Source organism: Bradyrhizobium sp. CSA112 (assembly GCF_029051645.1).
Taxonomy (GTDB): Bacteria; Pseudomonadota; Alphaproteobacteria; order Rhizobiales; family Xanthobacteraceae; genus Bradyrhizobium.
Genome location: NZ_JAACFS010000035.1, coordinates 13,904 through 39,505, shown reverse-complemented (window position 1 = coordinate 39,505; position 25,602 = coordinate 13,904). Strand labels below are relative to the sequence as shown.

17 protein-coding genes and 2 pseudogenes are annotated in these 25,602 nt (G+C 64.6%); 12 read left to right on the top strand and 7 right to left on the bottom strand.

Going from position 1 to position 25,602, the window contains the following annotated elements:
- The first annotated feature begins 2 nt into the window (after nt 1–2).
- From aroA to GWE18_RS34125, 12 genes and pseudogenes are all read left to right on the top strand, one after another.
- Entirely contained in the window at nt 3–1,340 is a 1,338-nt protein-coding gene (gene aroA, locus GWE18_RS34180) for a 3-phosphoshikimate 1-carboxyvinyltransferase (protein WP_275190067.1), read from the top strand.
- Nucleotides 1,337–1,966 carry a (d)CMP kinase gene (gene cmk / locus GWE18_RS34175; protein ID WP_275190066.1) on the top strand — a complete coding sequence of 210 codons (630 nt, stop codon included), beginning with the start codon at nt 1,337–1,339 and terminating at the stop codon, nt 1,964–1,966. Before aroA ends, cmk begins: the two co-directional genes overlap by 4 nt.
- 383 nt (nt 1,967–2,349) lie before the next feature.
- Nucleotides 2,350–4,050 carry a 30S ribosomal protein S1 gene (rpsA, locus tag GWE18_RS34170; RefSeq protein WP_057837500.1) on the top strand — a complete coding sequence of 567 codons (1,701 nt, stop codon included), beginning with the start codon at nt 2,350–2,352 and terminating at the stop codon, nt 4,048–4,050.
- 283 nt (nt 4,051–4,333) lie between these two features.
- The gene (sppA, locus tag GWE18_RS34165) at nt 4,334–5,314 is read left to right on the top strand and encodes a signal peptide peptidase SppA (protein ID WP_275190065.1); all 981 of its coding nucleotides are present in this window, start codon (nt 4,334–4,336) and stop codon (nt 5,312–5,314) included.
- Nucleotides 5,315–5,486: 172 nt separating this feature from the next.
- Complete coding sequence (locus GWE18_RS34160) at nt 5,487–5,792, top strand: integration host factor subunit beta (protein WP_057844774.1); 306 nt, start codon at nt 5,487–5,489, stop codon at nt 5,790–5,792.
- A gap of 81 nt (nt 5,793–5,873) precedes the next feature.
- On the top strand, nt 5,874–6,266 hold the full coding sequence (locus GWE18_RS34155) for a LapA family protein (protein WP_275190062.1): 393 nt from the start codon (nt 5,874–5,876) through the stop codon (nt 6,264–6,266).
- Between the two features lie 63 nt (nt 6,267–6,329).
- Nucleotides 6,330–6,968: pseudogene (locus tag GWE18_RS34150) on the top strand (phosphoribosylanthranilate isomerase); the annotation flags it as partial.
- A 193-nt stretch (nt 6,969–7,161) separates the two neighbouring features.
- Nucleotides 7,162–8,379 (top strand): tryptophan synthase subunit beta, encoded by a 1,218-nt coding sequence (gene trpB, locus GWE18_RS34145; RefSeq protein WP_275190061.1) that lies wholly within the window; start codon nt 7,162–7,164, stop codon nt 8,377–8,379.
- On the top strand, nt 8,376–9,212 hold the full coding sequence (gene trpA, locus GWE18_RS34140) for a tryptophan synthase subunit alpha (protein WP_275190059.1): 837 nt from the start codon (nt 8,376–8,378) through the stop codon (nt 9,210–9,212). Before trpB ends, trpA begins: the two co-directional genes overlap by 4 nt.
- A 103-nt stretch (nt 9,213–9,315) precedes the next feature.
- A complete protein-coding gene (accD, locus tag GWE18_RS34135; protein ID WP_057850020.1) occupies nt 9,316–10,257 on the top strand; it encodes an acetyl-CoA carboxylase, carboxyltransferase subunit beta in 942 nt (313 codons plus the stop codon).
- The gene (locus GWE18_RS34130; protein WP_275190058.1) at nt 10,254–11,594 is read left to right on the top strand and encodes a folylpolyglutamate synthase/dihydrofolate synthase family protein; all 1,341 of its coding nucleotides are present in this window, start codon (nt 10,254–10,256) and stop codon (nt 11,592–11,594) included. The genes accD and GWE18_RS34130 overlap by 4 nt, the downstream gene beginning before the upstream one ends.
- A gap of 254 nt (nt 11,595–11,848) precedes the next feature.
- A complete protein-coding gene (locus tag GWE18_RS34125; RefSeq protein ID WP_275190056.1) occupies nt 11,849–12,589 on the top strand; it encodes a metallophosphoesterase family protein in 741 nt (246 codons plus the stop codon).
- Nucleotides 12,590–12,751: 162 nt separating this feature from the next.
- Here the strand turns inward: GWE18_RS34125 and trxA are convergent, their stop codons facing one another.
- The 7 genes and pseudogenes from trxA to GWE18_RS34090 all read right to left on the bottom strand — a co-directional run bounded on the left by trxA (nt 12,752) and on the right by GWE18_RS34090 (nt 25,501).
- Nucleotides 12,752–13,072, bottom strand: coding sequence for a thioredoxin (trxA, locus tag GWE18_RS34120; protein ID WP_016847387.1), 321 nt, complete (start codon nt 13,070–13,072; stop codon nt 12,752–12,754).
- Between the two features lie 72 nt (nt 13,073–13,144).
- Nucleotides 13,145–16,674: pseudogene (gene addA, locus GWE18_RS34115) on the bottom strand (double-strand break repair helicase AddA).
- Nucleotides 16,668–19,814, bottom strand: a complete 3,147-nt coding sequence (addB, locus tag GWE18_RS34110) for a double-strand break repair protein AddB (RefSeq protein ID WP_275190054.1) — start codon at nt 19,812–19,814, stop codon at nt 16,668–16,670. The pseudogene addA and the gene addB overlap by 7 nt, the downstream one beginning before the upstream one ends.
- 387 nt (nt 19,815–20,201) lie before the next feature.
- Nucleotides 20,202–20,924, bottom strand: coding sequence for a nucleotidyltransferase family protein (locus GWE18_RS34105; protein ID WP_275190053.1), 723 nt, complete (start codon nt 20,922–20,924; stop codon nt 20,202–20,204).
- Nucleotides 20,925–21,050: 126 nt separating this feature from the next.
- Nucleotides 21,051–21,374, bottom strand: a complete 324-nt coding sequence (locus tag GWE18_RS34100; RefSeq protein ID WP_275190052.1) for a PilZ domain-containing protein — start codon at nt 21,372–21,374, stop codon at nt 21,051–21,053.
- A gap of 90 nt (nt 21,375–21,464) precedes the next feature.
- Nucleotides 21,465–22,985 (bottom strand): tRNA (adenosine(37)-N6)-threonylcarbamoyltransferase complex ATPase subunit type 1 TsaE, encoded by a 1,521-nt coding sequence (gene tsaE, locus GWE18_RS34095; protein WP_275190051.1) that lies wholly within the window; start codon nt 22,983–22,985, stop codon nt 21,465–21,467.
- Complete coding sequence (locus tag GWE18_RS34090; RefSeq protein ID WP_275190050.1) at nt 22,982–25,501, bottom strand: PAS domain-containing sensor histidine kinase; 2,520 nt, start codon at nt 25,499–25,501, stop codon at nt 22,982–22,984. The genes tsaE and GWE18_RS34090 overlap by 4 nt, the downstream gene beginning before the upstream one ends.
- Between the last annotated feature and the right edge of the window lie 101 nt (nt 25,502–25,602).

Genomic DNA, 25,602 nt, shown 5'->3' with positions numbered 1-25,602 from the left:
TCTTGACCGATTCAACCACCCAAACCCCGCTGGAATCCCGTGCCAGCGGCCCCCTGAGCGGCAAAGTCCGCGTTCCCGGCGACAAGTCGATTTCGCACCGCGCCCTCATTCTGGGGGCGCTTTCGGTCGGCGAAACCAGGATTTCCGGCCTGCTTGAGGGCGAGGACGTTCTCAACACCGCCAAATCCATGCAGGCGCTCGGCGCCAAGGTCGAACGGGCCGCCCCGTTTACCTGGAAGGTCGCCGGTGTGGGCGTGGCGGGCTTCGCCCAGCCGGCCGCTCCGCTGGATTTCGGTAATTCCGGCACCGGGTGCCGGCTCGTAATGGGCGCGGTGGCGGGTTGCCCGATCACGGCGGTATTCGATGGCGACGCCTCGCTGCGGTCCCGCCCGATGCGGCGGATCCTCGATCCCCTGGAATTGATGGGGGCCAAGGCCGGCGAGACCAAGGAAGGCGGCCGCCTGCCACTGACGCTGCACGGCGCGCGCGATCCCGTGCCGATCCTCTACCGGACCCCGGTGGCCTCGGCCCAGATCAAGTCGGCGGTGCTGCTGGCAGGACTTGCCGCGCCTGGCATCACCACGGTCATCGAGCAGGAAGCCAGCCGTGACCACACCGAACTGATGCTGAAACATTTCGGCGCCGAGATCGTCTCCGTCAATGAAGGCAGCCACGGCCGCAAGATCGCGCTGACCGGCCAGCCCGAACTGCATGGCGCTGAGGTCGTAGTGCCTGCCGATCCGTCCTCAGCCGCATTCCCGATCGTGGCGGCGCTGGTCGTCGAGGGCTCCGACGTGACCTTCTCCGACGTCATGACCAATCCGCTGCGCACCGGCCTGTTCACGACGCTGCGCGAGATGGGCGCTTCGATCGAGGAAAGCGAAGTCCGCGGCGACGCCGGCGAGCCGATGGCCCGCTTGCGCGTGCGCGCCTCCAAAATGCGCGGCGTCGAGGTGCCGCCGGAGCGCGCGCCCTCGATGATCGACGAATATCTGGTGCTGGCCGTCGCAGCCTCGTTCGCCGAAGGCACCACCATCATGCGCGGCCTGCAGGAACTGCGCGTCAAGGAATCCGACCGGCTGGAGGCGACCGCCGCCATGCTGCGCGTCAACGGCGTCAAGGTCGAGATCGCGGGCGATGATTTGATCGTCAAGGGCCGTGGCCACGTGCCCGGCGGCGGCCTCGTCGCCACCCATATGGATCACCGTATCGCCATGTCCGCGCTGGTGATGGGGCTCGCCGCCGACAAGCCGGTCAAGGTCGACGACACCGCCTTCATCGCCACCAGCTTTCCCGACTTCATTCCGATGATGCGCTCGCTGGGGGCTGATTTTTCATGATCATCGCCATCGACGGGCCGGCGGCTTCCGGCAAGGGCACGCTCGGCAAACGCCTCGCCCATCATTACGGCTATCGCCACCTCGATACCGGCGTGATCTATCGCGCGGTAGCGAAGGCGCTGCTCGATGGAGGCTTCGATCTCACCGACGAGGCGCGGGCGGTGGCGGTTGCGATGGAGCTCGATCCCGAAAAGTTCGGCCATCCCGAACTGAAGACTCAGCGCATCGGCGATGCGGCTTCGGTAGTGTCTGCGATTCCGAGCGTGCGCGAAGCTCTGGTCAACTTTCAGCGCCAGTTCGCGGCCGACCCGCCGGGCGCCGTGCTTGACGGGCGCGACATTGGAACCGTGATTTGCCCGAATGCCGACGTGAAGATCTTCGTCGTTGCCGACCCGCATGTGCGGGCCCACCGCCGGACGCTGGAAGCGCTGGCGCGTGGCGAAGCTGCTGACGAGGCGGCGGTGCTGGCCGACATCCTCAAGCGCGATGAACGGGACAAGAACCGCGCCGCTGCGCCCCTCAAGGCGGCGGCGGATGCCCATATCCTCGATAATTCCAATCTCGATATCGAAGCCGGCGTTCGCGCCGCGATCGCGATCGTGGAGGCGGTCCGCGCCGGGCGTTGAACGCCAATTTTCGGCGGGGCTGGCGAGGCCTCGGTCGGCCAAACGGGCCTATAAATCGGGCATTTCCGCTTGCCGAAAATGGCCCTTGGGGCTATATCCACGCCCATCCGGGCCGCCGTCGATGAGATCAGGGCTGTCCGAGCGGGCCGTCAGGAGGCTTCAGCCCCTGCCGTCATTGGAGGAAAGCCCGCTCCAGGTTCTTGAAGTCGACACGCTCGTTTCAGGCTCGGATAAATCAAACGTATCGAACGTGCAGGCATGCTGCCGGCCCGCTTTTGCGAACTCCCGCAAATGCGGTCGTCAGGGTTTGCGGACCCCTGACACTTCACGCGCGAAACGCCCTTTAACCCGAACGGCCGGCAATATCCCGCATTGGAGAACAAATGGCTTCGACTGCTGCTTCTTATAATCCTACCCGCGACGATTTCGCTGCGATGCTGGACGAGTCCTTCGCCGGCGGCAATCTGCAGGAAAGCTCCGTTATCAAGGGCAAGGTGGTTGCAATTGAAAAGGACATGGCCGTCATCGACGTCGGCCTGAAGACCGAAGGCCGTGTGGCGCTGCGCGAATTCGCCGGCCCCGGCCGCGAAAGCGATCTCAAGGTCGGCGACGAAGTCGAGGTGTTCCTCGACCGGATCGAGAATGCGCTCGGCGAAGCCGTGCTGTCGCGCGACAAGGCGCGCCGCGAGGAAAGCTGGGGCAAGCTCGAGAAGGCCTTCAATAACAACGAGAAGGTTCACGGCGTCATCTTCAACCAGGTCAAGGGCGGCTTCACGGTCGACCTCGACGGCGCTGTCGCCTTCCTGCCGCGCTCGCAGGTCGATATCCGTCCGATCCGCGACGTTGCGCCGCTGATGAACAACTCGCAGCCGTTCCAGATCCTCAAGATGGATCGCCGCCGCGGCAACATCGTGGTGTCGCGCCGCACGGTTCTCGAAGAGACTCGCGCCGAGCAGCGCCAGGAACTGGTGCAGAACCTCGAAGAAGGTCAGGTGATCGACGGCGTGGTCAAGAACATCACCGATTACGGTGCGTTCGTTGATCTCGGCGGCATCGACGGCCTGCTCCACGTCACCGATATCGCCTGGCGCCGGGTCAATCACCCGACCGAGGTGCTCACCATCGGCCAGACCGTGAAGGTCAAGATCATCAAGATCAACCACGAGACCCACCGCATTTCGCTCGGCATGAAGCAGTTGCTGGACGATCCGTGGCAGGGCATCGAGGCGAAGTATCCGCTGAACGCGCGCTTCACCGGCCGCGTCACCAACATCACCGACTACGGCGCGTTCGTCGAACTGGAGCCGGGCATCGAAGGCCTGATCCACGTCTCGGAAATGTCGTGGACCAAGAAAAACATGCATCCCGGCAAGATCGTTTCGACCTCGCAGGAAGTCGAAGTGCAGGTTCTCGAAGTCGATTCGGTCAAGCGCCGCATCTCGCTCGGTCTCAAGCAGACCATGCGCAACCCCTGGGAAGTCTTTGTCGAGAAGTTCCCGGTCGGTTCGACGGTCGAAGGCGAGGTCAAGAACAAGACCGAGTTCGGTCTGTTCCTCGGTCTCGACGGCGACGTCGACGGCATGGTCCATCTGTCCGACCTCGACTGGAAGCTTCCGGGCGAGCAGGTCATCGACAACTTCAAGAAGGGCGACATGGTCAAGGCCGTGGTGCTCGACGTCGATGTCGAAAAGGAGCGCATCTCGCTCGGCGTCAAGCAGCTCGAAGGCGACCCCTTCGCCGAGCCGGGCGACGTCAAGAAGGGCGCGGTCGTGACCTGCGAAGTGCTCGAAGTGAAGGAAGCCGGCATCGAGGTGAAGATCTCGGGCACCGACTTCACCACCTTCATCAAGCGCTCCGAACTGGCCCGTGACCGTAACGATCAGCGCGCCGAACGCTTCGCCGTCGGCGAGAAGGTCGATGCGCGCGTGATCCAGTTCGACAAGAAGGCCCGCAAGGTGCAGGTCTCGATCAAGGCGCTGGAAGTGGCCGAAGAAAAGGAAGCCATCGCGCAGTACGGCTCCTCCGATTCGGGAGCGACGCTGGGCGACATTCTCGGCACCGCGCTCAAGAACCGCGAGAAGTGAGCTTTCAGCCTATCTGTCCGCCAACATCAGGCCCCGGTTTCGACCGGGGTCTTTTTTCGTTGTGCGCCGAGCATGATCGACAGACCCGTAGCCCGGATAGAGCGAAGCGCAATCCGGGGTAACTCAACCCGCTTGCTCGGCTGCCCCGGATTTCGCTTCGCTCCATCCGGGCTACAATTGCCGGGCCTTGTTTTCTTCAAATTGCGTCGCAATTGATGTAATCAGATAACGCTTCGCTGGCGCTGCGGATGCAAAACGCGCGGGATATTTCAGGAGAAATTCGATGTCGCTCGATTCGGACGTAATCGTCGATCGCCGCAGGATCCGCCGCAAGCTGACCTTCTGGCGCGTCGTGGCTGGCCTGGTTACGATCGCGGCGATCGTTGCCGTCGGCGCGATCGCGACAAGGAGCGGGCCGGCTGCGCTGACGGCATCAGGATCGATCGCGCGCGTCAATATCGAAGGCCTGATCCGCAGCGACCAGCAACGGGTCGAGGCGCTGGAGCGGTTGGAGAAATCGAGCCATGCTGCCGTCATCGTGCACATCAATTCGCCGGGCGGCACCACGGCCGGCTCCGAGCAACTCTATGACTCGCTGATGCGCCTGAAGGCCAAGAAGCCGCTGGTCGTGGTGGTCGAGGGGCTGGCTGCGTCGGGCGGTTACATCACGGCGATGGCCGCCGATCATATCGTCGCGCGCCAGAGCTCGCTGGTCGGCTCGATCGGCGTGCTGTTTCAATTTCCGAATTTCGCCGAGCTGTTGAAGACCGTGGGCGTCAAGGTCGAGGAGGTGAAATCCTCGCCGTTGAAGGCCGCGCCCAACGGTTTCGAGCCGACCAGTCCAGAGGCGCGCGCCGCGCTCGACGCGCTGGTGAAGGATTCCTATGCCTGGTTCCGCGGCATGGTGAAGGAGCGGCGCGGCATGGACGACGCGCTGCTCGAGAAGGTCGCGGACGGGCGGGTCTTCACCGGCCGCCAGGCGGTCGAACTGAAGCTGGTCGATCAACTCGGCGATGAAAAAGCAGCCGTCGCATGGCTGGTCGCCGAGAAGAAGATCAAAAGCGACCTGCCGGTGCGCGATTACAAGCTGAACCCGCGGCTCGGCGACCTGACGTTCCTGCGAACGGCAGCTTCGATCACGTTCGACGCGCTCGGCTTGAGTTCCATTGCGCGCCAGATCGAGCAGGGTGGCGTCGCCCAGGCGGTCGATCAGCTCTCGCTCGACGGCATGCTGGCGTTGTGGCGCCCCGCAGCCCCCAATTGAGCCGCACTGGCTGCTCCCGATAGCTTCCTCCCGCACTGCGGGTATTGTCACAAACCCCCTCCGGGCCGTTTGTCACGCGATTTCCCGTTGCCCAAAAGTGATTTAGCGTCTTGACAGTTCAAGGTATTTTCACGGAAATGGATGTCCGCACGACGGACGGATCCCAACTTCGATGATCAAATCCGAACTTGTTCAGCGCATCGCCGAGCACAACCCGCACCTCTATCAGCGGGATGTGGAGAACATTGTGAACGCGATCCTCGATGAGATCGTGGCAGCCCTGGCGCGCGGCGACCGTGTCGAGCTGCGCGGCTTTGGCGCTTTCTCGGTCAAGCATCGTCCCGCCCGCGCAGGGCGCAATCCTCGCACCGGCGCGCATGTGCCGGTCGACCAGAAGAGCGTCCCGTTCTTCAAGACGGGCAAGGAAATGCGCGAGCGGCTGAACCGCGACAACGGCTCTCCCGAAGCCGGCGCGTAGGCGCTTTTTCGGTTTAGGCCGGATGTAGCCGTATTGCGGGCTTGGTGCCCGCATTTCTCCATCACTGCGCGAGAAATGGTCATGCGAAAGTTTTTCACGGCGCTGGTCGTCATTCCCCTAGGCCTCATCTTCATCGTCTTCGCGGTCGCCAACCGCCATTTCGTCACGGTGTCGTTCGATCCCTTCAATTCGACCGATCCGGCGATCAGGGTGTCGATGCCGCTGTTTGCCGTGATCATCACGGTGGCCATTCTGGGGGTGGCGGCGGGCGGCATGGCGACCTGGTTCCGCCAGCGCCACTGGCGCCGCGCGGCGCGCCATCATGAGGCAGATGCACGCCGGGCGAGGGCGGAGACGGCCGATTTGCGGGCTGCGGCGGCGGCTTCACGGGCCGACCAGCAGCGGCTTCCGGCACCGTCCCAGTACGGGTTCTATGGGGCTACAGGGCGAGACAAGCAGGGCGCGACGTTGTAGAACCCGGCCCGTCAGTTTGTTCCAATTTGCCTTGGCGGCGCTGGATCCGCCCCCTGAGAGACCATGTCCCTGCTCGTCAAAATTTGTGGCCTGTCCACGCGCGAGACGCTCGACACAGCGCTTGAGGCGGGTGCCGACATGGTGGGCTTCGTATTCTTCTCCCCGTCACCGCGCCATCTCAACCTCGAGACCGCGCGGGAACTCGGCCGGCAGGCCAAGGACCGCGCCGCCAAGGTGGCGCTGACGGTCGATGCCGACGACGCGACGCTTGAAAACATCGTCGAGATCCTGCGGCCGGACCTGCTGCAATTGCACGGCGCGGAGACCATAGCCCGCGTGCGCGACATCAAGGCGAAGTTCGCACTTCCAGTCATGAAGGTGATTGCGGTCGAAACGTCAGCCGATCTCGCGGCGCTGCCGGGCCATGCGAGCGTGGCCGACCGCATCCTGTTCGATGCCCGCGCACCCAGGGGCGCCACCCGCCCCGGCGGGTTAGGGGCCGTGTTCGACTGGCACGTTTTGGAAAAGCTCGACCTCCAACTGCCATTCATGGTCTCGGGCGGGCTTTCCGCCGACAACGTCGCCGAGGCGGTCCGCGTCACCCGCGCCGGCGGCGTCGATGTATCTTCCGGCGTGGAAAGCGCGCCCGGTATCAAGGATCCCGAGATGATCCGCCATTTCATTCGCGCCGCGCGCGCCACCGGGCTTACTTCACCTCTCCCCGCTCGCGGGGAGAGGTCGGATCGCTCTTGCGATCCGGGTGAGGGGGAGCCTCCGCAGGCACGACTCTCACCGGATTTGCCGCGACAGCCCCTCACCCCAACCCTCTCCCCGCAAGAGCGGGGCGAGGGAGTGGAAGCAGCGCCGCAGCGCGCGAAGAAGAATTGATGGTCCGATGAATCCAAACCTGCCCAATTCGTTGCGCACCGGCCCCGACGAACGCGGGCATTTCGGCATTTTTGGCGGACGCTTCGTCGCCGAGACGCTGATGCCGCTGATCCTTGATCTGGAAAAGGCTTACGCCGACGCCAAGGCCGATCCGGCGTTCCAGGCGGAGATGAACGGCTACCTCAAGAACTATGTCGGCCGACCGTCGCCGCTCTATCTCGCCGAGCGCCTGACCGAGCATCTCGGCGGCGCAAAAATCTATTTCAAGCGTGAGGAGCTCAACCACACCGGCTCGCACAAGGTCAACAATGTGCTCGGCCAGATCATGGTCGCGCGCCGCATGGGCAAGAAGCGCATCATCGCCGAAACCGGCGCCGGCCAGCATGGCGTCGCCACCGCGACGCTGTGCGCGCGGTTCGGGCTCGAATGCGTGGTTTACATGGGCGCCGTCGATGTCGAGCGGCAGCAGCCCAATGTGATCCGCATGGAGATGCTGGGCGCCAAGGTGGTCCCGGTGCAATCAGGCTCGCGTACGCTAAAGGACGCGATGAATGACGCGCTGCGCGACTGGGTCACCAACGTCCACAACACGTTCTACTGCATCGGCACGGTGGCGGGCCCGCATCCCTATCCGATGATGGTGCGCGACTTCCAGTCCGTGATCGGCGACGAGACGCGCAAGCAGATGCAGGAGGCCGAGGGCCGCTTGCCGGATTCGCTGATCGCCTGTATCGGCGGCGGCTCCAACGCGATGGGCCTGTTTCATCCCTTCCTCGACGATCCCTCGGTCGAAATTTTTGGCGTCGAAGCCGCCGGCCACGGGCTGACGCAGCTACATGCGGCCTCGATCGCCGGTGGCCGTGCGGGCGTACTGCATGGCAACCGCACCTATCTCTTGATGGACGATGACGGCCAGATCCAGGACGCGCATTCGATCTCGGCGGGTCTCGATTATCCCGGCATCGGCCCGGAGCATTCCTGGCTGCACGAGACCGGCCGCGTCGCCTATCTGTCGGCGACCGACGATGAGGCCTTAGCGGCGTTTCAACTGCTGTCGCGGCTTGAAGGCATCATCCCCGCGCTCGAGCCTGCACACGCGATCGCCAAGGTGATGGAGCTCGCGCCGAAACGGCCGAAGGACCATCTGATGGTGGTCAACCTCTCCGGCCGCGGCGACAAGGACGTGCCGCAGGTCGGCGATATCTTGAAGGGCAAGAAGAAGTGACCACCCGTATCGACGCACGCTTCGCCGAACTCGCCAAGCAGGGCCGCTCGGCGTTTGTCACCTTCCTGATGGCCGGCGATCCCGACCCCAAAACGTCGCTCGACATCATCAAGGCGCTGCCGAAGGCCGGCGCCGACATTATCGAGATCGGCATGCCCTTTACCGATCCGATGGCGGACGGGCCGTCGATCCAGGCGGCAGGCTTGCGCGCGCTGAAAGCCGGCATGACCCTGAAGAAGACGCTGGAGATGGTCCGCGGCTTCCGCAAGGACGACGACGCCACGCCGCTTGTGCTGATGGGCTACTACAATCCGATCTACATCTACGGCGTCGATAAATTCCTCGCCGATGCGAAAGCTGCCGGCGTCGACGGGTTGATCATCGTCGACCTGCCGCCGGAGGAAGACACCGAACTGTGCCTGCCGGCGATGAAGGCGGGGCTCAATTTCATCCGTCTGGCGACGCCGACCACCGACGACAAGCGCCTGCCGGCGGTGCTCGCGAACACCTCGGGCTTCGTCTACTACGTCTCCATCACCGGTATCACCGGCGCGGCTACGGCCGACTCGACGGTCGTCGGGGACGCCGTGGCGCGGATCAAACGCCACACCAAACTGCCAGTGTGTGTCGGCTTCGGCATCCGTACCCCGCAGGCGGCGCGGGCGATTGCCGGGAAGGCCGATGGCGCCGTGGTCGGTACCGCGCTGGTCGACGCGTTGCGCGACAGCCTGGACACGACGGGGCAGGCGACCACCAAGACGGTCGCGGCTGTGGCCGATCTCGTGGCCTCCCTGGCGCAGGGTGTCCGAGGGGCTAAGCAGGCGGCTGAATAAGCCACAATTGCCTGCCAATTGGGCCGAAAGGGGCGGCTTGCCCGGAGTGATTTGGGCCGCCATATATTCCACTTGTGCGTCCAACCGCATTTCGGAGCGAACCATGAATTGGCTCACCAATGTCGTCCGCCCAAAAATCCGCAGCATCCTGCGCCGCGAGACGCCGGAGAATTTGTGGATCAAGTGCCCGGATTCCGGGCAGCTCGTGTTCTACAAGGACGTCGAGGCCAACCAGTTCGTCATTCCCGGCTCGAACTACCACATGCGCATGGGCGCAACCGCGCGGCTGAAATCGATCTTCGACAACGAGACCTGGTATGACATCGCGTTGCCCGAAGTGACGCCCGATCCGCTGAAGTTTCGCGATGAGCGCAAATACGCCGACCGCATCAAGGATGCGCGCGCCAAGACCGGGCTGAACGACGCCATCAAGGTAGGCTACGGCAAGCTCGAAGGCGCCGGCGTCGTCGTAGCTGTACAGGATTTCGATTTCATGGGCGGCTCGCTCGGCATGGCCGCGGGCGAGGCGATCGTGCGCGGGCTTGAGCTCGCAGTGGAAAAGAAGTCGCCGTTCATCGTGTTCGCGGCCTCGGGCGGCGCGCGGATGCAGGAGGGCATCCTGTCGCTGATGCAGATGCCGCGCACCACCGTCGGCGTGCAGATGCTGCGCGAAGCGAAACTGCCCTACATCGTGGTGCTGACCAATCCGACCACCGGCGGCGTCACCGCGTCCTACGCCATGCTGGGCGACGTGCAGATCGCCGAACCCGGCGCCCTGATCGGCTTCGCCGGCGCGCGCGTGATCGAGCAGACCATCCGCGAGAAACTGCCGGAAGGCTTCCAGCGTGCCGAATATCTGCTCGACCACGGCATGGTCGACATGGTGGTGCATCGCCACGAGATGCGTCCGACGCTGGCGCGGCTCTGCCGCATCCTGACCAAGTCGCCGCCGCTCGACGTCGCCTCAAAGCCGTCGCCGCAGGTTACGGACCCGGCCCAGATCGTCTTGGCGCCGGAAGCCGTGCCGGCTGCGCCCCACGCGTGAACCTGCCGGCCGCAAAATCCCAGCCGCTCGGTGAGTTGATCGCGCGGCTATCTGCCTTGCATCCGAAGCGTATCGATCTCAGCCTCGATCGCATGCAGCGTCTGCTCGCGCGGCTCGATCATCCTGAGCGCGTGTTGCCGCCGGTGATCCATGTCGCCGGCACCAATGGCAAGGGTTCCACGATCGCCTATCTGCGCGCGATCCTCGAGGCGACAGGCCTGCGTGTACACGTCTACACCTCGCCCTACCTGGTTAGAATCAACGAATGCTTCCGTATCGGCGAGAAAGGCGGCGGCCGGCTGGCCGATGATGCCGAGTTGCGCCGGGTGCTGGAGCACTGCGAACAGGTCAATGCGGGCGAGCCGGTCACGATTTTCGAAATGGAGACCGCGGCGGCGTTTTGCCTGTTCGCGGAGCATGAAGCCGATGTCGTGCTGCTGGAAACCGGCCTTGGCGGGCGGCTCGACGCCACCAACGTCATCGATCGGCCGATCGCAACTGTCATTTCATCCGTCAGCCTGGACCATACCGAGTTTCTCGGCAGCTCGTTGATAGCGATTGCCGGCGAGAAGGCCGCCATCATCAAGCGAAGTACGCCGGTGATTTGCGCGGAGCAGGCGTCGGAAGCGATGTCGGTGATCGAGACGCAGGCTAGCCGCATGCGTGCGCCGCTACATGCGGCTGGGCAGGAATGGCATGTCGGCGTCGAGCGCGGGCGGCTGGTCTATCAGGACGAGCGCGGCTTGATGGATCTTGCGGCGCCAAAGCTGTTCGGTCGGCATCAGTTCGACAATGCCGGCCTTGCCATTGCGACGCTGCGAGCGATCGAGGCGTTCAAGATCGGGATGGGCGCTTTCGAGGCCGGCATCGTCAACGCCGAATGGCCGGCGCGGATGCAGCGGCTCTCCGCGGGCGCGCTGGTCGATCAGGGGCCGAAGGCTTGCGAGATCTGGCTCGATGGCGGTCACAATGCGGAAGGCGGCCGCGTCGCCGCCGCCGCGCTCGGCGATCTCGAAGAGCGGGTGTCGCGTCCGCTGGTGGTGATCGCCGGCATGATGGCGAGCAAGGATGCCGGCGCGTTTCTCGCCAATTTCGCTGGTCTGACGCGCCACATCATCGCAGTGCCGATTCCGGGCCGCGATAATGCGATGCCGCCGGATCGGCTGGCCGATGCCGCGCGCGCGCTCGGCATGCGCGTGGAAAATGCTGCAAGCGTCGAAGCGGCGCTGCACGCGCTGTCGCGGCTGGCGTATGAAGTGCCGCCGCGCATCCTGATCACAGGCTCGCTCTACCTCGCCGGCCATGTGCTTGATATCAACGGCACGCCGCCGGGATAGCGTCTGACTGAAATTAAATGACCGCTGGAATTGCTTCCAGCGGCCGCCCGGGAAAAAATATTGATTGCTTATGAAACTAGCCAGCCCCGGTCTTTGCAAAGTCTAGCTAAGCTGCCCGCAAGCTGCGAGTCGGAACCCGAGTTTCCCTAATAAAACCAAAGCAGCATGTTGCAAGCCGGCTTCACCCAAATGGGGTAGATCGGCATAGCATCGTTCTTGCGGGGTAAGAGCACCTGACCAAACTGGATACTCACATGCGTTTTGCCGCCATTGCCGATGTGCACGGAAACTACCTGGCGCTGGAAGCCGTGCTGGCTGACATCCGCTCGCAGGGACTTGGCGAAATCGTCAATCTCGGCGACATGGCGAGCGGACCGCTCGACGCGCGGCGAACCATGGACGCGCTGATGGCGCTCGATGCCGTGCATGTGCTCGGCAATCATGATCGCTGGCTGATCGACCGGCCGGTCGAGAAGATGGGCTCGTGGGAGCGGCCCGCCTACGCGCAACTCGACACGAGGCATCTCGACTGGTTGCGCACGGTGCCATCAACGCAGATATTTCGCGATCAGGTGTTTCTCTGTCACGCCACGCCTGCCGACGATAATGTCTACTGGCTGGAGACAGTGACGCCTGATGGCTCGGTCAGGATGTCGTCGCTGGAGGCGATCGAGAAAGAGGCGGAAGGAATCTCGCAGTCGCTGATTCTGTGCGCCCATACCCACATCGCGCGTGCCGTCAGACTCGGTGACGGGCGCTTGGTGGTCAATCCCGGAAGCGTCGGCGGTCCCGGCTTCTCCTACAGCGTTCCATTCCCGCATGTGATCGAGGCCGGCACGCCTGATGCGCGCTACGCGATTCTGGAATTCAGCGATGCGTCCTGGCGCGTGACCTTCCGCCATGTGCCCTATGATCACGATGCGATGGCAGCATTGGCCCGGCGCAACGGCGATGCTGAATTTGCATCCGCGCTTTCGACGGGCTGGATCCGTTAAAAAATTCGTAGCCCGGATGGAGCGAAGCGCAATCCGGGAAGTTCGTGCAAGACAGAGTCCCGGGTTACGCTTCGCTCCACCCGGGCTACGAATCGTCTGCCAGAAAAACAAAGCGGCCGGCTATTCGCCGGCCGCTTCATCACAATGATCGCTGGAAGCCGATCAGACCGCAGCCGTGATCCACTGCTGCAGCTTCGCCTTCGGCGCGGCGCCGACCTGGCGCGAGGCCATCTCGCCGCCCTTGAAGATCATCAGGGTCGGGATCGACATCACGCCGTATTTCGAGGCCGTTTTCGGGCTCTCGTCGACGTTCAGCTTCACGATCTTGACCTTGTCGCCCATGGCGCCGGAAATCTCGTCGAGCGCGGGGGCGATCATGCGGCAGGGGCCGCACCATTCCGCCCAGAAGTCGACGACCACCGGCCCGGTCGCCTTGAGCACTTCGGCTTCGAAATCGGCGTCAGAAACCTTGCCAACGGCCATGGGAATTACCTCGTTCGGTTAGAAATTAAGGGGCGCGGTCAAGAATCGCGCCCCGGAGATGATATGGCAAACCTATGAACGCGATCCTGCCGGGTCAAGCGCGGTCACACCGAGATGATGGATGCCAGCTCGGCCTCCAGCGCTGAAGCGGAAATCTCCATCAATTCAGAGATTTCGGTCCAAAGCAGCGCGGTTCGGACCACCCGCTGGGGGTAAAGCTTGGCCAGCACCGCCCGATACAGCGCGAGCTGGCGGACATAGCCCCTCGGCGCTTCCTCGGGCCGGCCCGGCGGGGCGTGGTTGGTCTTGAAATCGACGATCAGGACCTCTCGCTCGGTCACCACGAGGCGGTCGATTTGCCCGGATACCAGCGCCGGCCGGCCGCCCGGCCGCTCCAGCCGCCCGACGATCGAGACTTCGGCGCGGCTTCCGGGGGCGAAAGCGTGCGCAAACCGTGCATCGGCGATCAAGGCGAGCGTACTTTCGGCCAGCACCTGCCGCTCCTCATCGGTCCAGCCATCGGCATTGCGGGCCAGATAGGCCAGCGCGGCCTCGCGGCGGCGCTCGGCGGCGACATCGGGCAGCGACTGCAGAAGCCGGTGCACCAATGCGCCGCGCTGCAGGGCGCGGGCACGCTGTGTGAGCGACTCCGCCGTTCGTACCGGGTGGCTGTCGCTGTCAGCGGGGTCCGAGGGCCGCAACAGACTTTCCGGGGAAATTTCAGGCTGTGCTGGCGTCAGCAGCCAGTTGGGCAATACGAGCGGCGGCGCCGGAGATGACGCAGCAGGTGGAGCGGCCGAGGGTGCGGACTCCTCGGGCCGCGCATAGCGCTTTACCCGGCCTATGGCGGTCTCGATCTCCTGAAGCTGCAATCCGGAGCCGTCGAGCCCCTTGCTGATCAGATCGTACCACGACAGCGGCCGGACGCTCTTCATGTTGCCGGGCAAGCAGCCGCCGACGATCAGGCGGTCCGCTGCGCGCGTCATCGCGACATAGAGCAGGCGGCGGTATTCATCCTCGGTATCGCCAATCATCGCCGCACGGGCCGCGACGACAGCCGGAGGATCCTCGGCCTTGCGGCCGGCCCAGACCACGACACCTGGCGCATGCGGATCGGCATTGCCCTGCGGCAGGTTGATGAGCTTCAGCCGCTGCGTGTCCGAGGGCGAGGTCGTGGTGTCCACCAGGAACACGACGGAGGCCTCCAGCCCCTTGGCGCCATGCACCGTCATGACACGGACTTCGTCGCGCGAAATTTCCATGTCGCGCTTCACCTCGAGGTCAGCCGTGCGCAGCCACGCCATAAAGCCCTGCAGCGAGGCCGGCGCCTTGCGTTCGTAGCTCAGCGCCAGCTCCAGAAACTCATCCAGCGCGTCGTTGGCCTCGTGTCCGAGGCGGCGCAGGATTCGCGCTCGGCCGCCGTCGCCGCCGAGCAGCCAGGCATAGAACGCGAACGGCGTCTCGCTGGCAAAACGGCGTTCGCACTGTTCGAGCCGCCATAACGCATCCCGGAGCCGGCCGTCGGTTGGCGCGCGCGCCGTCAATGCCGCGCGCAACGATCCCTTGCGCTGCCAGGCGATCTTGAACAGGTCGTCATCGCCAAGGCCGAACAGCGGGCTCTTCAGCGCCACTGCCAGCGCCAGATCGTCCTGCGGCAGCAACAGCGCGTCGGCCAGGTTCATCAGGTCGATGATCGCGATGTGCTCGGTTAGCTTGAGACGGTCGGCGCCGGCGACCGGGATACCGGCATGCTTCAGCGCCTGGATCACGGCATCGAACGCATTGCCGCGCCGGCGCACCAGCACCAGCATGTCACCATAGCGCAGCGGCCGGCGGTCGCTTTTGCTGCCGGTCATCACGCCGCTGCTGACCAGCGCCTTGATCTCGGCCTGAATGCGTCGGGCCAGCTTCACTTCGGGGCTGGTCGCGGAGACGCCGTCGAACGGCGCACGCCAGCCTTCGATGTCCTGCCGCTCGTCGGTTTCCGCGAGCTCCCAGAGATCGATCTGGCTCGGGCCTGCGTCGGCCAGCGAATGATGAATCGGGTTTCCGATATCGACCGCGTGAATGCTGCGAAAGATATCCTGCTCGCGAAATACCTGATCTACCGCATGCAGGATCGCCGGCCCCGAGCGGAACGAATAGGTAAAGGACACCGGATCGAACTTCAGCCCGGCGCCCTCGAATTTCCGCTGCAATGCCCGGCGGCGCAGGTCGAATTCACGCGGGGCCGCGCCCTGGAACGAAAAGATCGACTGCTTCTCGTCGCCGACCGCGAACACCGTTCGCAGCACGCCATCGCGCGCGCCTGCGCCCGAGGTGAATTCGGAAATGATGTGCGCGACGATGTCCCATTGCCGGGGGCTGGTGTCCTGCGCCTCGTCGATCAGCACATGATCGACGCCGCGGTCGAGCTTGTAGTGCACCCAGCCCGAGGAGACGCGGTCGAGCATTTCCAGCGTCTTGTCGATCAGATCGTCATAGTCGAGCAGGCCGCGCTCCTGCTTCTCGCGACGGTAATTGGCCGCCGCAGCGGTTGCGATATGAAGCAGCGCCTCGGTGCGGTCGCGCGCCACCACCGCGCGGCGGCGTTCGATCAGGGGTGCGAGGCGGATAGCTTCCGATTCAATCAGCCGGCCGATGACCGGATTGTTGTCGCAGAACTTCTTCGTCACCGCCGATTTGCGCGGCGTGCGCTCGGTGTCTGTGAGGAATACGCCGAGATACTCTTCGACCTGCGCAGCGCCAGTGAACACCAGCGCACCGCGCAGCCGCGCCGCCTGGTCCTGATCGGTCTTGCTTCCGGTTTCCAGAACCAGTGCGATCTCCTTCCATCGCGATCGCGGCAGGTTGGGCCCGTCGACGATGTCACGTTCGATATCCTCGATGCGATCGCCGGGATCGACGCCGAGGGCCGCGGAGATCTGTGCGGCAGCGGCCTGCGCGCTGCCGGCGGCGTCCGTCCAGGCCATGAAATGATCGCGGCTGAGACAGGCCTCGCGCACCACGTCCTTGAAGGTGACGTCGGCGGCACTCGCCATCGCCGTCATCAGCGCGCGGCCGGTGGGACTGTCGGGATTGCGCGATGCCTCGAGGAAAACCGCGAGATTGGCGCGCTCCATCATCTCGTTCTGGTCCCGGTCGTCAAGCACAGCGAACCGCGCCGGCACATTGGCCTCGAACGGGAATTGCTGCAGCAGCCGCGTGCACAGCGCGTGGATGGTCTGTACCTTCAGCCCGCCGGGCGTCTCCAGCGCGCAGGCGAACAGTTTGCGTGCCGATTTGCGCAGGCGTGCGTTGGGGTGCGGAATGCCGGCCTCGCGGATCGCCGCATCCAGGGCATCGTCGTCGAGCGTCACCCAATGGCCGAGGGTGGTGAACACCCGCTCCGCCATGTTGGCGGCGGCAGCCTTGGTGAAGGTGATGCAGAGGATCTTTTCCGGCGGCACGCCGTCGAGCAGCAGCCGGATCACCCGCTGCACCAGCACATGGGTCTTGCCCGAGCCAGCATTCGCCGAGACAAAGGCGGAAGCCGCCGGATCGGACGCGCGCGCCTGCGTCGCGCGAACGGCATCGGGAATGATGCGGGCAGCCTTCACCATTCCTCGATCCCCAGGCCGCCGGCCGCCGACCATTCCTTGATGCGCGCGAGATCGTCATAGGCGCCGTAGCGGTTCGACCACATCGACAGGTTCAGCGAGGTGTAGGCCGTCTCCTCGTTCTCGAATTTGCGGATCAGCGCCTCAAGCTGCTCGCGGGCGTAATCGGCCGCCTCGTCCGGCGGCTGCGGTGTATCGTTGTTCCTGATCTTCAGCTCCAACGACCGCTGCTCGCCCGGCGGATTGTTGCCGCTGAGCCTGACATAGACGAGTTCGCCGACGGATGAGCCGGCGTGGATATTCTCAAAGCCGCCCTCGCGCAGGATCGCGGCCTCCAGCGTCAGTTGCGGCGACAGGCCCATGCGTACCTGCTTGCCGGTCGGCGGCTGGCCGGTCTTGTAATCGAGGATCGCAAAGCTGCCGTCATGGCGCTGTTCGATCCGGTCGGCGCGCGCCGACAGCGTGAAGATGCGCTCGTTGTCGAGCGGAATCTTGATCTCGCCCCTGATCTCGGCGGCAATCTTCTCGATCTCGTCGCGCCGCGCCAGTTCCCAGTCCGCAAACCAGGTGGCGATGCGCTGAAACCGCGGCCACCACAGCGCCCGCGCCTCGGGACGCTCCATCAGCGGCGCAAAGTATTTTTCACCGATGCCGCGCAGCGCCAGCGCGGGTTGCGGGGGAAGAGCGTCGGCGAATTTTTGCGTGAACTCGCCGAGCGCGTCATGGATCGCCGAGCCGCGATCGGCTGCCGACAGCGGCATGTCCACGGGGTCGAGCGGATCGAGCCGCAGGATATATTTCGCGTAGATCGTATAGGGATCGCGCAGCCAGTCCTCGATCGCCGTGACCGACAGCTTGAGCGGCCGCGTTGCGACCGGCGGCTTCGGCGCGGGCTGCTCGATCGGCTTGACCTCGTCGGGCTGGTCCAGTTCGGCGGCGAAGCGGACGTATTTTTCACCGGACGCTTTGGCCGCGTCCCAGCGCGCTTCGCCGGCGACGGCCTCAAGGCGGTGCAGAAAGCGCGAGGCAACAGCGGGCGCGCCGCCGACCTTGGCCGAATGGGTCAGGATCACATCGTCCGTTCCCAACAATTGCGCGAAGTCGTGCGCGGAAAGGCCGATGCGCCGCTCCGGCAGATCGAGGCCGAGTTCATGGCGCATCGGCCGGCTCAGCCAGGGATCGACCCGCGGCGCCGGCGGCCATACGCCTTCGACCAGCCCGCCGAGAATAACACGGTCGGATTCGGTCAGCCGCGCTTCGAGTTGGCCATAGATGTGTAGCTGCGCGCTCGCCGATTCCGGACGCCGCACCATGCGGTCGGCATAGGCAGTCTGGAACACATCGGGGTAATCGCCGAGCCGGACCATCAGGCCGCTCGGCTTTTGTTCGGCCAGGAGGTCGTCGAACGCCGCCGACAATGCCGAGCCCTGCGCCTCCTCGAAGACGACGGCAACGCTGTTTTGATCCGAGGACAGCGCGATCAGCGTTTCACGATGGCGCAGCGCCAGTTCGGCGAAATCGTACGGCTTTGATGAGCCCATGATTTCCAGCGGCGACAGCGCCTTCTGCAACGCCGCGATCAGCGCCTGTGCCTGATCGAGTTCGTCATCCCTTAGTTTCGCGCGTGGCTCCGAGGCGTGAAGCGAGGAGGTTTCCTTGCGACGGAGTTTTCCGAGCTCGACGCGGAAACGATCGAAGTCGCGCGCCAAGCCAGCCGTTCCTGCCTGCGGCCGGGTGCCGCGCAGCAGCGCCAGTTCGAGGGTCTCGATGGCGTGCTTGAACGCGCCGAATGCGCCACCAAGCCGAAACAGCGGATGTTTCAGCAGCGCGAGCACCGTCGGGGGCTCCAGCCCTTGGGCGGCGGCTTCTGCGGCGAGGCGGGCAAAAATGCCGCTTGGCGTGTCCATCAGCGCGTCGCCACCGGAATCGTCGAATTCGAGATTCCAGCGCGTCAGCGCCGCCATCACCCGGCGCGCCAGCGCGCGATCCGGCGTCACCAGCGCCGCCGATTTACCCAGGTGCCGCGCCTCGCGCATCGCCACCGCAATCGCCAGCGCCTCCATCTCCGAATTCGGTGCCTCGACGACGGCAAGTTTGGTCATGCCGCCTGTGATACTTGCGGCAACATCCGGCCGGATCAGGCGGTCGTGCCATTGTTCGGTCGCGCTCGAGGGGCGCATCGTCTCCGACACCAGCACCTCGCGCCCATGCTGTGCCGGCGTGCCCAGGATTTCGACATCGCCACGCTTGATGCCGAAGCGATCCAGCAAGCCGTGAATCGCGAATTGCGGATGGTTCGACGAGGGCTGCGTGGTGAATTTGCCTTGCACGTCCCTGACGCCGCCAATCGTCTGCCAGGCTTCCTCGTCGAGATCGGTGTCGAGCCCGGGCAGCACCACTGCGCCCTGCTTCAGGGCGGCTACGGCGTTGAGGAATTTCGCGGTCGCCGGCATCGAGCCCGTCGAGCCGGCCGCAACCACCGGCCCCTCATGATGCACGGTCAGGCGCGCGGCCTCCGCCTCGATCAGGCGGTCGCGCCGTTCGGCGGGTTCGATCCTGCCGATTTCCTTCAGGTGCTCCGGCCATGCCTTGCGCGCGATGCGCAGGAATTCCAGCGAGTGCTGCCAGTATTTGTCGAACTGCTCGGGCACCAGTTTGTCGAGCGCTTCCCAGGCGACCCCGCGCGTGACCATGTCGTCCATCAGCCGCGCCAGGTCGCCGGCCAGCGCCAGCGTCGAGGCCGGACCGCCGACCACCAGCGGCGCCGACACCGGGCTTTTCGCCCACGCCGCAACCAGATGCGCCAGCGTCAACCGGCGCTCCAGTTCGCCGAGCCTAGGCGGAATGTCGAGCGGCGCCACGCCGCTGAACTGTTCGGAGCCTTCCGAAAACGCCAGCTCGTCCTCGTCGATGTCGCCGAGCGCCACGATGCGCGGCAGGATCGCCGCCTCCGTCTTCAATTCGTCGAGAAAAATTTCTCGCGCCAGCCGTCCGGCGCGCCGGGTCGGCAGATAGAGCGTCGCTCGCGCGAGATTTAGCGGATCCCTGCGCGCCTCGAATCCCTCAACCAGCCGGCCGTCGACCAGCGCCGCGATGACGGTGCGCAGGAACGGTGCGGAGACGGGAACGCTGAAAACGCGCATGGGCTTCCTGATTCGAGGTCAGGCGCAATATAGGGAGGAATGAGGAGGAGGTCATGCGGGTGAGGGCGGCGTCCCCGCTACTCACTGCCAAAGCAGTCCGGGCCCATTCTACTTTGCATGGGCTTGTTTTCGAGATTTTTTGTCTGAGCCCTGCGGCGGACCATCGAAGAGTATCTGCACTGCCTTCCGGGCACGAATCGCTGATGCTTCGCGCTGACGGCGCATCGGTTCGACCCTGGTCCAGCGGTAGGGTGGGCAAAGCGACTTGTCCGCCGTAGCTCAACGAGCGAAGGCGGACGCGTGCCCACCATTCCTGCCGAAATCCTGAATGTATGGTGGGCACGGCGCGCCGCGCCTTTGCCCACCCTACGGGACTACGGAATGCGGCTAGGCCACGCTCTCCAAAAACGCCTCTTCCGCGGCTTGCACCGCGTCGGGGGTTCCGACATGCATCCACACGCCGTCGAGCCTGAGGCCAAACAATCGCTCCTGCTCGTTGGCGCGGTCGAACATTGTGGTCAGCGAGAACTCGCCTGCCGGCGCGTCGGCAAACAGCGACGACGACATGATTGCAGCTCCCGCATAGACGAACGGCACCACCTGGTGTTCGCGCCGCTTGCGCAGCGCGCCGTCCGGCAGCATGGCGTAATCGCCGCGGCCGGCATAGCCGATGCTGCTCGCGGTGGGCGCCATCAAGAGCAGGATGTCCATCCGCGCCGGATCGAAGGTTTCGGCAAGCCGCGTCAGATTGGGCCGCACGCCGTCGATCCACATCGTATCGGCGTTGAGATGGAAGAACGGCTCATTGCCAAGCAGCGGCAGCGCCTTCACCACGGCACCGCCGGTGCCGAGCACTTCGTCGCGCTCATCGGAGATGATGATGCGAGGGCGGGTGCGGCTGGCCGTATGCTGAATGATCTGATCGGGCAGGTAGTGCACGTTGACTACGGCCTCGCCGACACCGGCATCGGCGAGCTTGTCCAGTACATGATCGAGCAGCGGCTGGCCCGCCACGCGCACCAGCGGCTTCGGCATATGGTCGGTCAAGGGGCGCATGCGCAAACCGAGACCGGCGGCAAGGACCATGGCTTTGGTGGGGGTGACGGACATTTCTGGAATTTCTCGAACCATTCAAATCGCGCCGCGGATCATACCACGGCGATTCGCATGAACCAGCAACTGTGACGCCTTAGTCGCCGCAGATGACGGCCATACGACAGCGCCCAGGTGGCCATTTCAGGTCTCCGCATCCTCCCCGCGCTTGGCGGCCGCCTTCCTCTTCTTGTCGCCCTGCTTGAGGAAATTGACGCCGATCTGATCGCCATTGACCCAGGCCAGTTCGCAGCGCCGGTAGGCCAGCCCCGTCGACGACAGCAGCAGGAAGAATTCCTTCAGATGCAGGCCCTCGACCGAACCTTCGACCGTCAGCTTGGCGCCGGTCTCGGAAACGTCTTCCATCACGCAGTTGCGCCGCCAGGTGCCGTCGATTCCCATCATGTGCGCCGCAAAGCCGCGCTCGAATACGACTCGATCTCCCCGGCGCCGTTCCGCCCCCGCCATGGCCGTCTTCCCGTTTCAAATTGGCATGCGCCATGCCTGCCCGGCTTGGCCGGTTCCAGATTAAAGGCGGGGTGGCTAACACGAGGTAAATCAGAGCAGCGGCGGCGGCACGTTGGCGGCATACCATTCGCGAACTGCCGATAGCGCCGGATGCGCCAGCGAGCGGTTCAGGTAGGTCCAGATCCGGGGCTGGTGGCGCAGATATTGCGGCTTGCCGTCGCGCCGGTTGAGCCGGGCAAAGGTGCCGAGCAGGCGCGTGTTCCGCTGCGCCGACATGATGGCGTAAAGCTCGGCGAAGCTGGCCGGATCGAACTGATTATCGGTCACGCGGCGCGCCTTGATGTAGCGGGTCAAGAGCGCCAGCTCGAGCTGTTCGGGAACGTCGAGCCGCGCATCCTGGAGCAGCGACACCAGATCGTAGGCGGCAGGGCCAAGCACGGCGTCCTGGAAGTCGATGATGCCGATGCGCAAAATCCCCGTGCGGTCGCCGAGCCAGATGATGTTGGGCGAATGAAAATCGCGCAGCACCCAGGTCCGCGGCGCGGCCGCGGGTTTCTCCAGCAGCGCGCGCCACATCGTGACGAATTCGTCGCGCCGTTGATCACTGATTTCAGCGCCGCGATCCGGCAGATACCATTCGAGCATCAGCCGCATCTCGATCAACCACGTATCGATACCGTAAACTGGAATATCGTAGGTGAGCTGCGGCGCCAGCGGCGCCGTTTCGGGCATAGTTTCGCGATGAAGCGCCGCCAGCATGTCGGTGGCGGCCTCGTAGCATTCCACGATCGGCCGCGGCGGGTCGCCTTCGACGATCGCGGCGCTGCCGAAATCCTCGGTGATCAGAAAGCCGGATTCGATATCGGCGTGACGGATCGCGGGCGCCGAGAAGCCGTGTGCGCGCAGGCCGTTGTCGATGGCGACGAACGGCTTGACATCCTCGGCGAGATGAACGGCTGCGCTGTAGGATTTTCCATCATAGATCGCCGGACCGTCCGGACGGCGCGGCGAATTCATCAGGATCGAGGTGCCGTCGCCGCGGATCAGCCGCGCGTAGGAGCGCGTCGAGGCGTCGCCGGGCATCCGCTCGCGCGCCGCATCCAGGAAGCCGGCCTCAGTGAGAAATTTGCGCAAGCCCTCCAATCGTGCCACCGGCGCCGCCGCCTTGCCATAACCGGTGATTTCGGCGGCGCGCGCGGTGGATCCAAGGGCGGGGCGATGGCTGAAGGCGATGTCGATGCGATCGTCGGGCAGCGCGTCGCCTGCGCGCTCCGGCCATTCGATCAGCGCCAACGTGCCCTCCGGCAACGGCGACAATCCGATCTCCTCCAGCTCGCTCGCATCATTGATGCGGTAGAGATCGGCGTGCACGATCGGAAACGGCAGCTCGTAGCTCTGCGCCAGCGTGAACGTGGGGCTTGGCACTTCCAGCGCGGAATCGTTGGCGAGATAGCGGATCATCGCCCGTGCCGCGGCCGTCTTCCCCGCGCCGAGATCGCCCGAAAGCGTAATCACGTCACCCGGGTCGACCAGGAGCGCGAGGTCGGCCATCAGATGCGCCGTTGCCGTCTCGTTCGCGAGCGCCACTGTAAATGTCGCTGATACGGTCATTCGGCGGCGTTGCGATGCGCGTTCTGGTCGATCGGAAAGTCGCAGGCGACCGTCGTGCCCTTGCCGACCACCGAATCGACGCGCACCTTGCCGCCATGCAGTTCGACAAAGGAGCGCACCAGCGACAGGCCGAGGCCGGCGCCGCGATGCCGCGAGCCGTGCGAGTGGCTCTCGAACCAGTCGAACACCTTGTCTTTCACGTCAGCCGGAATGCCGGGACCGGAATCGCTGACAGTGAAGATCACACGATTATCGGTTCGCCGCGCGGTGATCGTGACCGCGGCATCGTGCGGCGAGAAGCCGACGGCGTTGGCGAGCAGGTTATAGAGCACCTGCACCACGCGCCGCTCGTCGCCGGTGAAGTTGCCGATATCGGGATCGATATCGACCCTGAGTTCGATGCGATCGGTCGCCAGCCGGTCCTGAATGCCTTCGGCGGCAGCCTGGATGGCTTTTTCGATATTGACGGGGCCGAGCTCGAGCTTCATGGCGCCGGCGTCGATGGTGGCGAGATCGAGGATGTTGTTGGTGAGCGCCAGCAGCGCATTGGTCGACTTGGTGACGTAGTCGAGATACTCGGCCTGCTTCTGCGTCAGCGGGCCGGTTGAGGGATCGCTGAGGAAATGCGCAAAGCCGATGATGGTGGTGAGCGGCGCGCGCAGTTCGTAGGACACGTGGTGGACGAAATCCACCTTCATCTGGTCGGCGGCTTCGAGCGCCTCGTTGCGCTCGCGTAGCGCGCGCTCGACATTTTCGGTGTCGGTGATGTCCTGGAAGGTCAGTAGCGTCGCGCCGTCGGGCAGCGGCATGGTCATGCAGTCCAGCACGCTGCCGTCCTTACGCTCCAGCTTCAGCGCCACCTGCGCACGATTCTCGATCGCGGTGATCGCCTCGCGCAGCGCCCGCCAGGTCAGGGCGTCATCGAACAGCGGCTTGCACCACGCTTCCACGGTCTCGATGTGGGGTTGCTCTTTCAGCGATTCCGCCGACAGCTTCCACATCTTCGCGAAAGCGGGATTGAACAGTTCCACGCGGCCATTGCTGCCGAACACCGCGACGGCTTCTGCCAGATTGTCGAGCGTTTCGTGCTGGACCCGGCTCAGCCGGTCGTACCGGCGCGCAAGATCGAGGCTCTCGGTGACATTGTCGAACAGATAGGTGACGCCGCCTTCGAGATTCGGAGTGGTGACAACGCTGACGGCGCGGCCGTCGGGCAGGAACCAGGTGTAGGTCTCCGGCTCGACGGAGCGGTAGGCTTCGTGCAGCTTGGCCTTCCAGGCCCGGAAATCCGGTTGCTCAGGCAGCTTGCGCGCCGCGCGCAGCCGGTCGAGCACGCTGGAATCGTCGGGATTGGAGTCGAGGAAGGCCTGATCGAGTCCCCACAGCCGCCGGTAGGATTCATTGTAGAAGGCAAGCCGTCGCTGACCGTCGAATACGGCCACCCCCGACGACAACTGGTCGAGGGTACGGCGATGGGCTTCCGCCATCCGCTCCATGGCGTCGCGCAACGCGGTTGCCTCGCTGGCGTCGATGGCGATGCCGGCGCTACCGCCGCCGAGCTTGAGCGTCTGAACATCATAGATGCGCCGCTCGCCGCCGACCACGATCGGCAGCCGCGCGCTGAAGGTGGAATTGTCGTTCAGCACCCGGCCCATCTCGGCGCGCTGGTCTTTCTCCAGCAGTTCGAGGTTGCGGTGGATCGTATCCGCGACGCTTGCGCCCTCGGTGGCGCGCACATAGGCCGCGTTTGCGTAACGCAGATTGCCTTCTGCGCTCTTGGCCCACATCGGCCAGGGCGCAGCGGCGGCGAAGTCGCGCAGCAGCTCGGTTTCCTCCAACAGCGTCCGGTAGCGGAGATTGGACTCGGCGAGTTCCCGGCGCAACCCGCCGAGTTCGCGAATCCGCACAATGGCTTGCCCTCCTATTGCGCGGCCCATCGCTTCGATCGCGCGGCCGTTCGAGGTGGAGAGATTGAGCAGAAAGCCTTCGCCGGCCTCGCGTAGCGCATCCACCGCATGGTCCATCCGCAGCGCCGGTTCCGGCGGCAACCAGGTTCCAAAGGCGAGAATGCGTTGCGGGGAATTCGACAGCGCGTCCTGCGAGATCAGCAACGAGGTGTCGCCGCTGATCTGGGGCCGGTTATCGCCCGCCGCCCAGGCGATCAGGACCTGGGGCTCGGCGAACAAGAGCGCGCGCAGCCGATCGGCCTGCACCTGCAGGTCGGCGATATCGGAGCGCAGGTTTAGTTCCATTCGGGTGGCCTTAATGCGCGTGCGCATCAGCAGGATCGCAGCGACGACAGTAAAGCCGAGCAGCGACAGCGCCGTCGTCAGCACTGCGAATTCCTGGTGATTGAGGTCGAACAAGGCCGAAATTGTCTGCGCGATGGTCGAATCAGCGGCCAATGCGGGTTCCGGCGAGGCGGACAGGGCGGTGGCGAGCGCAATCACGCCGTGGCGCGCCAGTGAGGTGCACGACAGCAGGTTTCGACGCATCGCCGCGACTACGCCCGACATTATTTGCCCCAAAGAACGCACCACTGCAGGCCCGGCGCTACCCCCAGCGCATGATCCGCCAAAGTGTGAGCGGTGTGGCGTGGAGATTATGTGCCGACTAA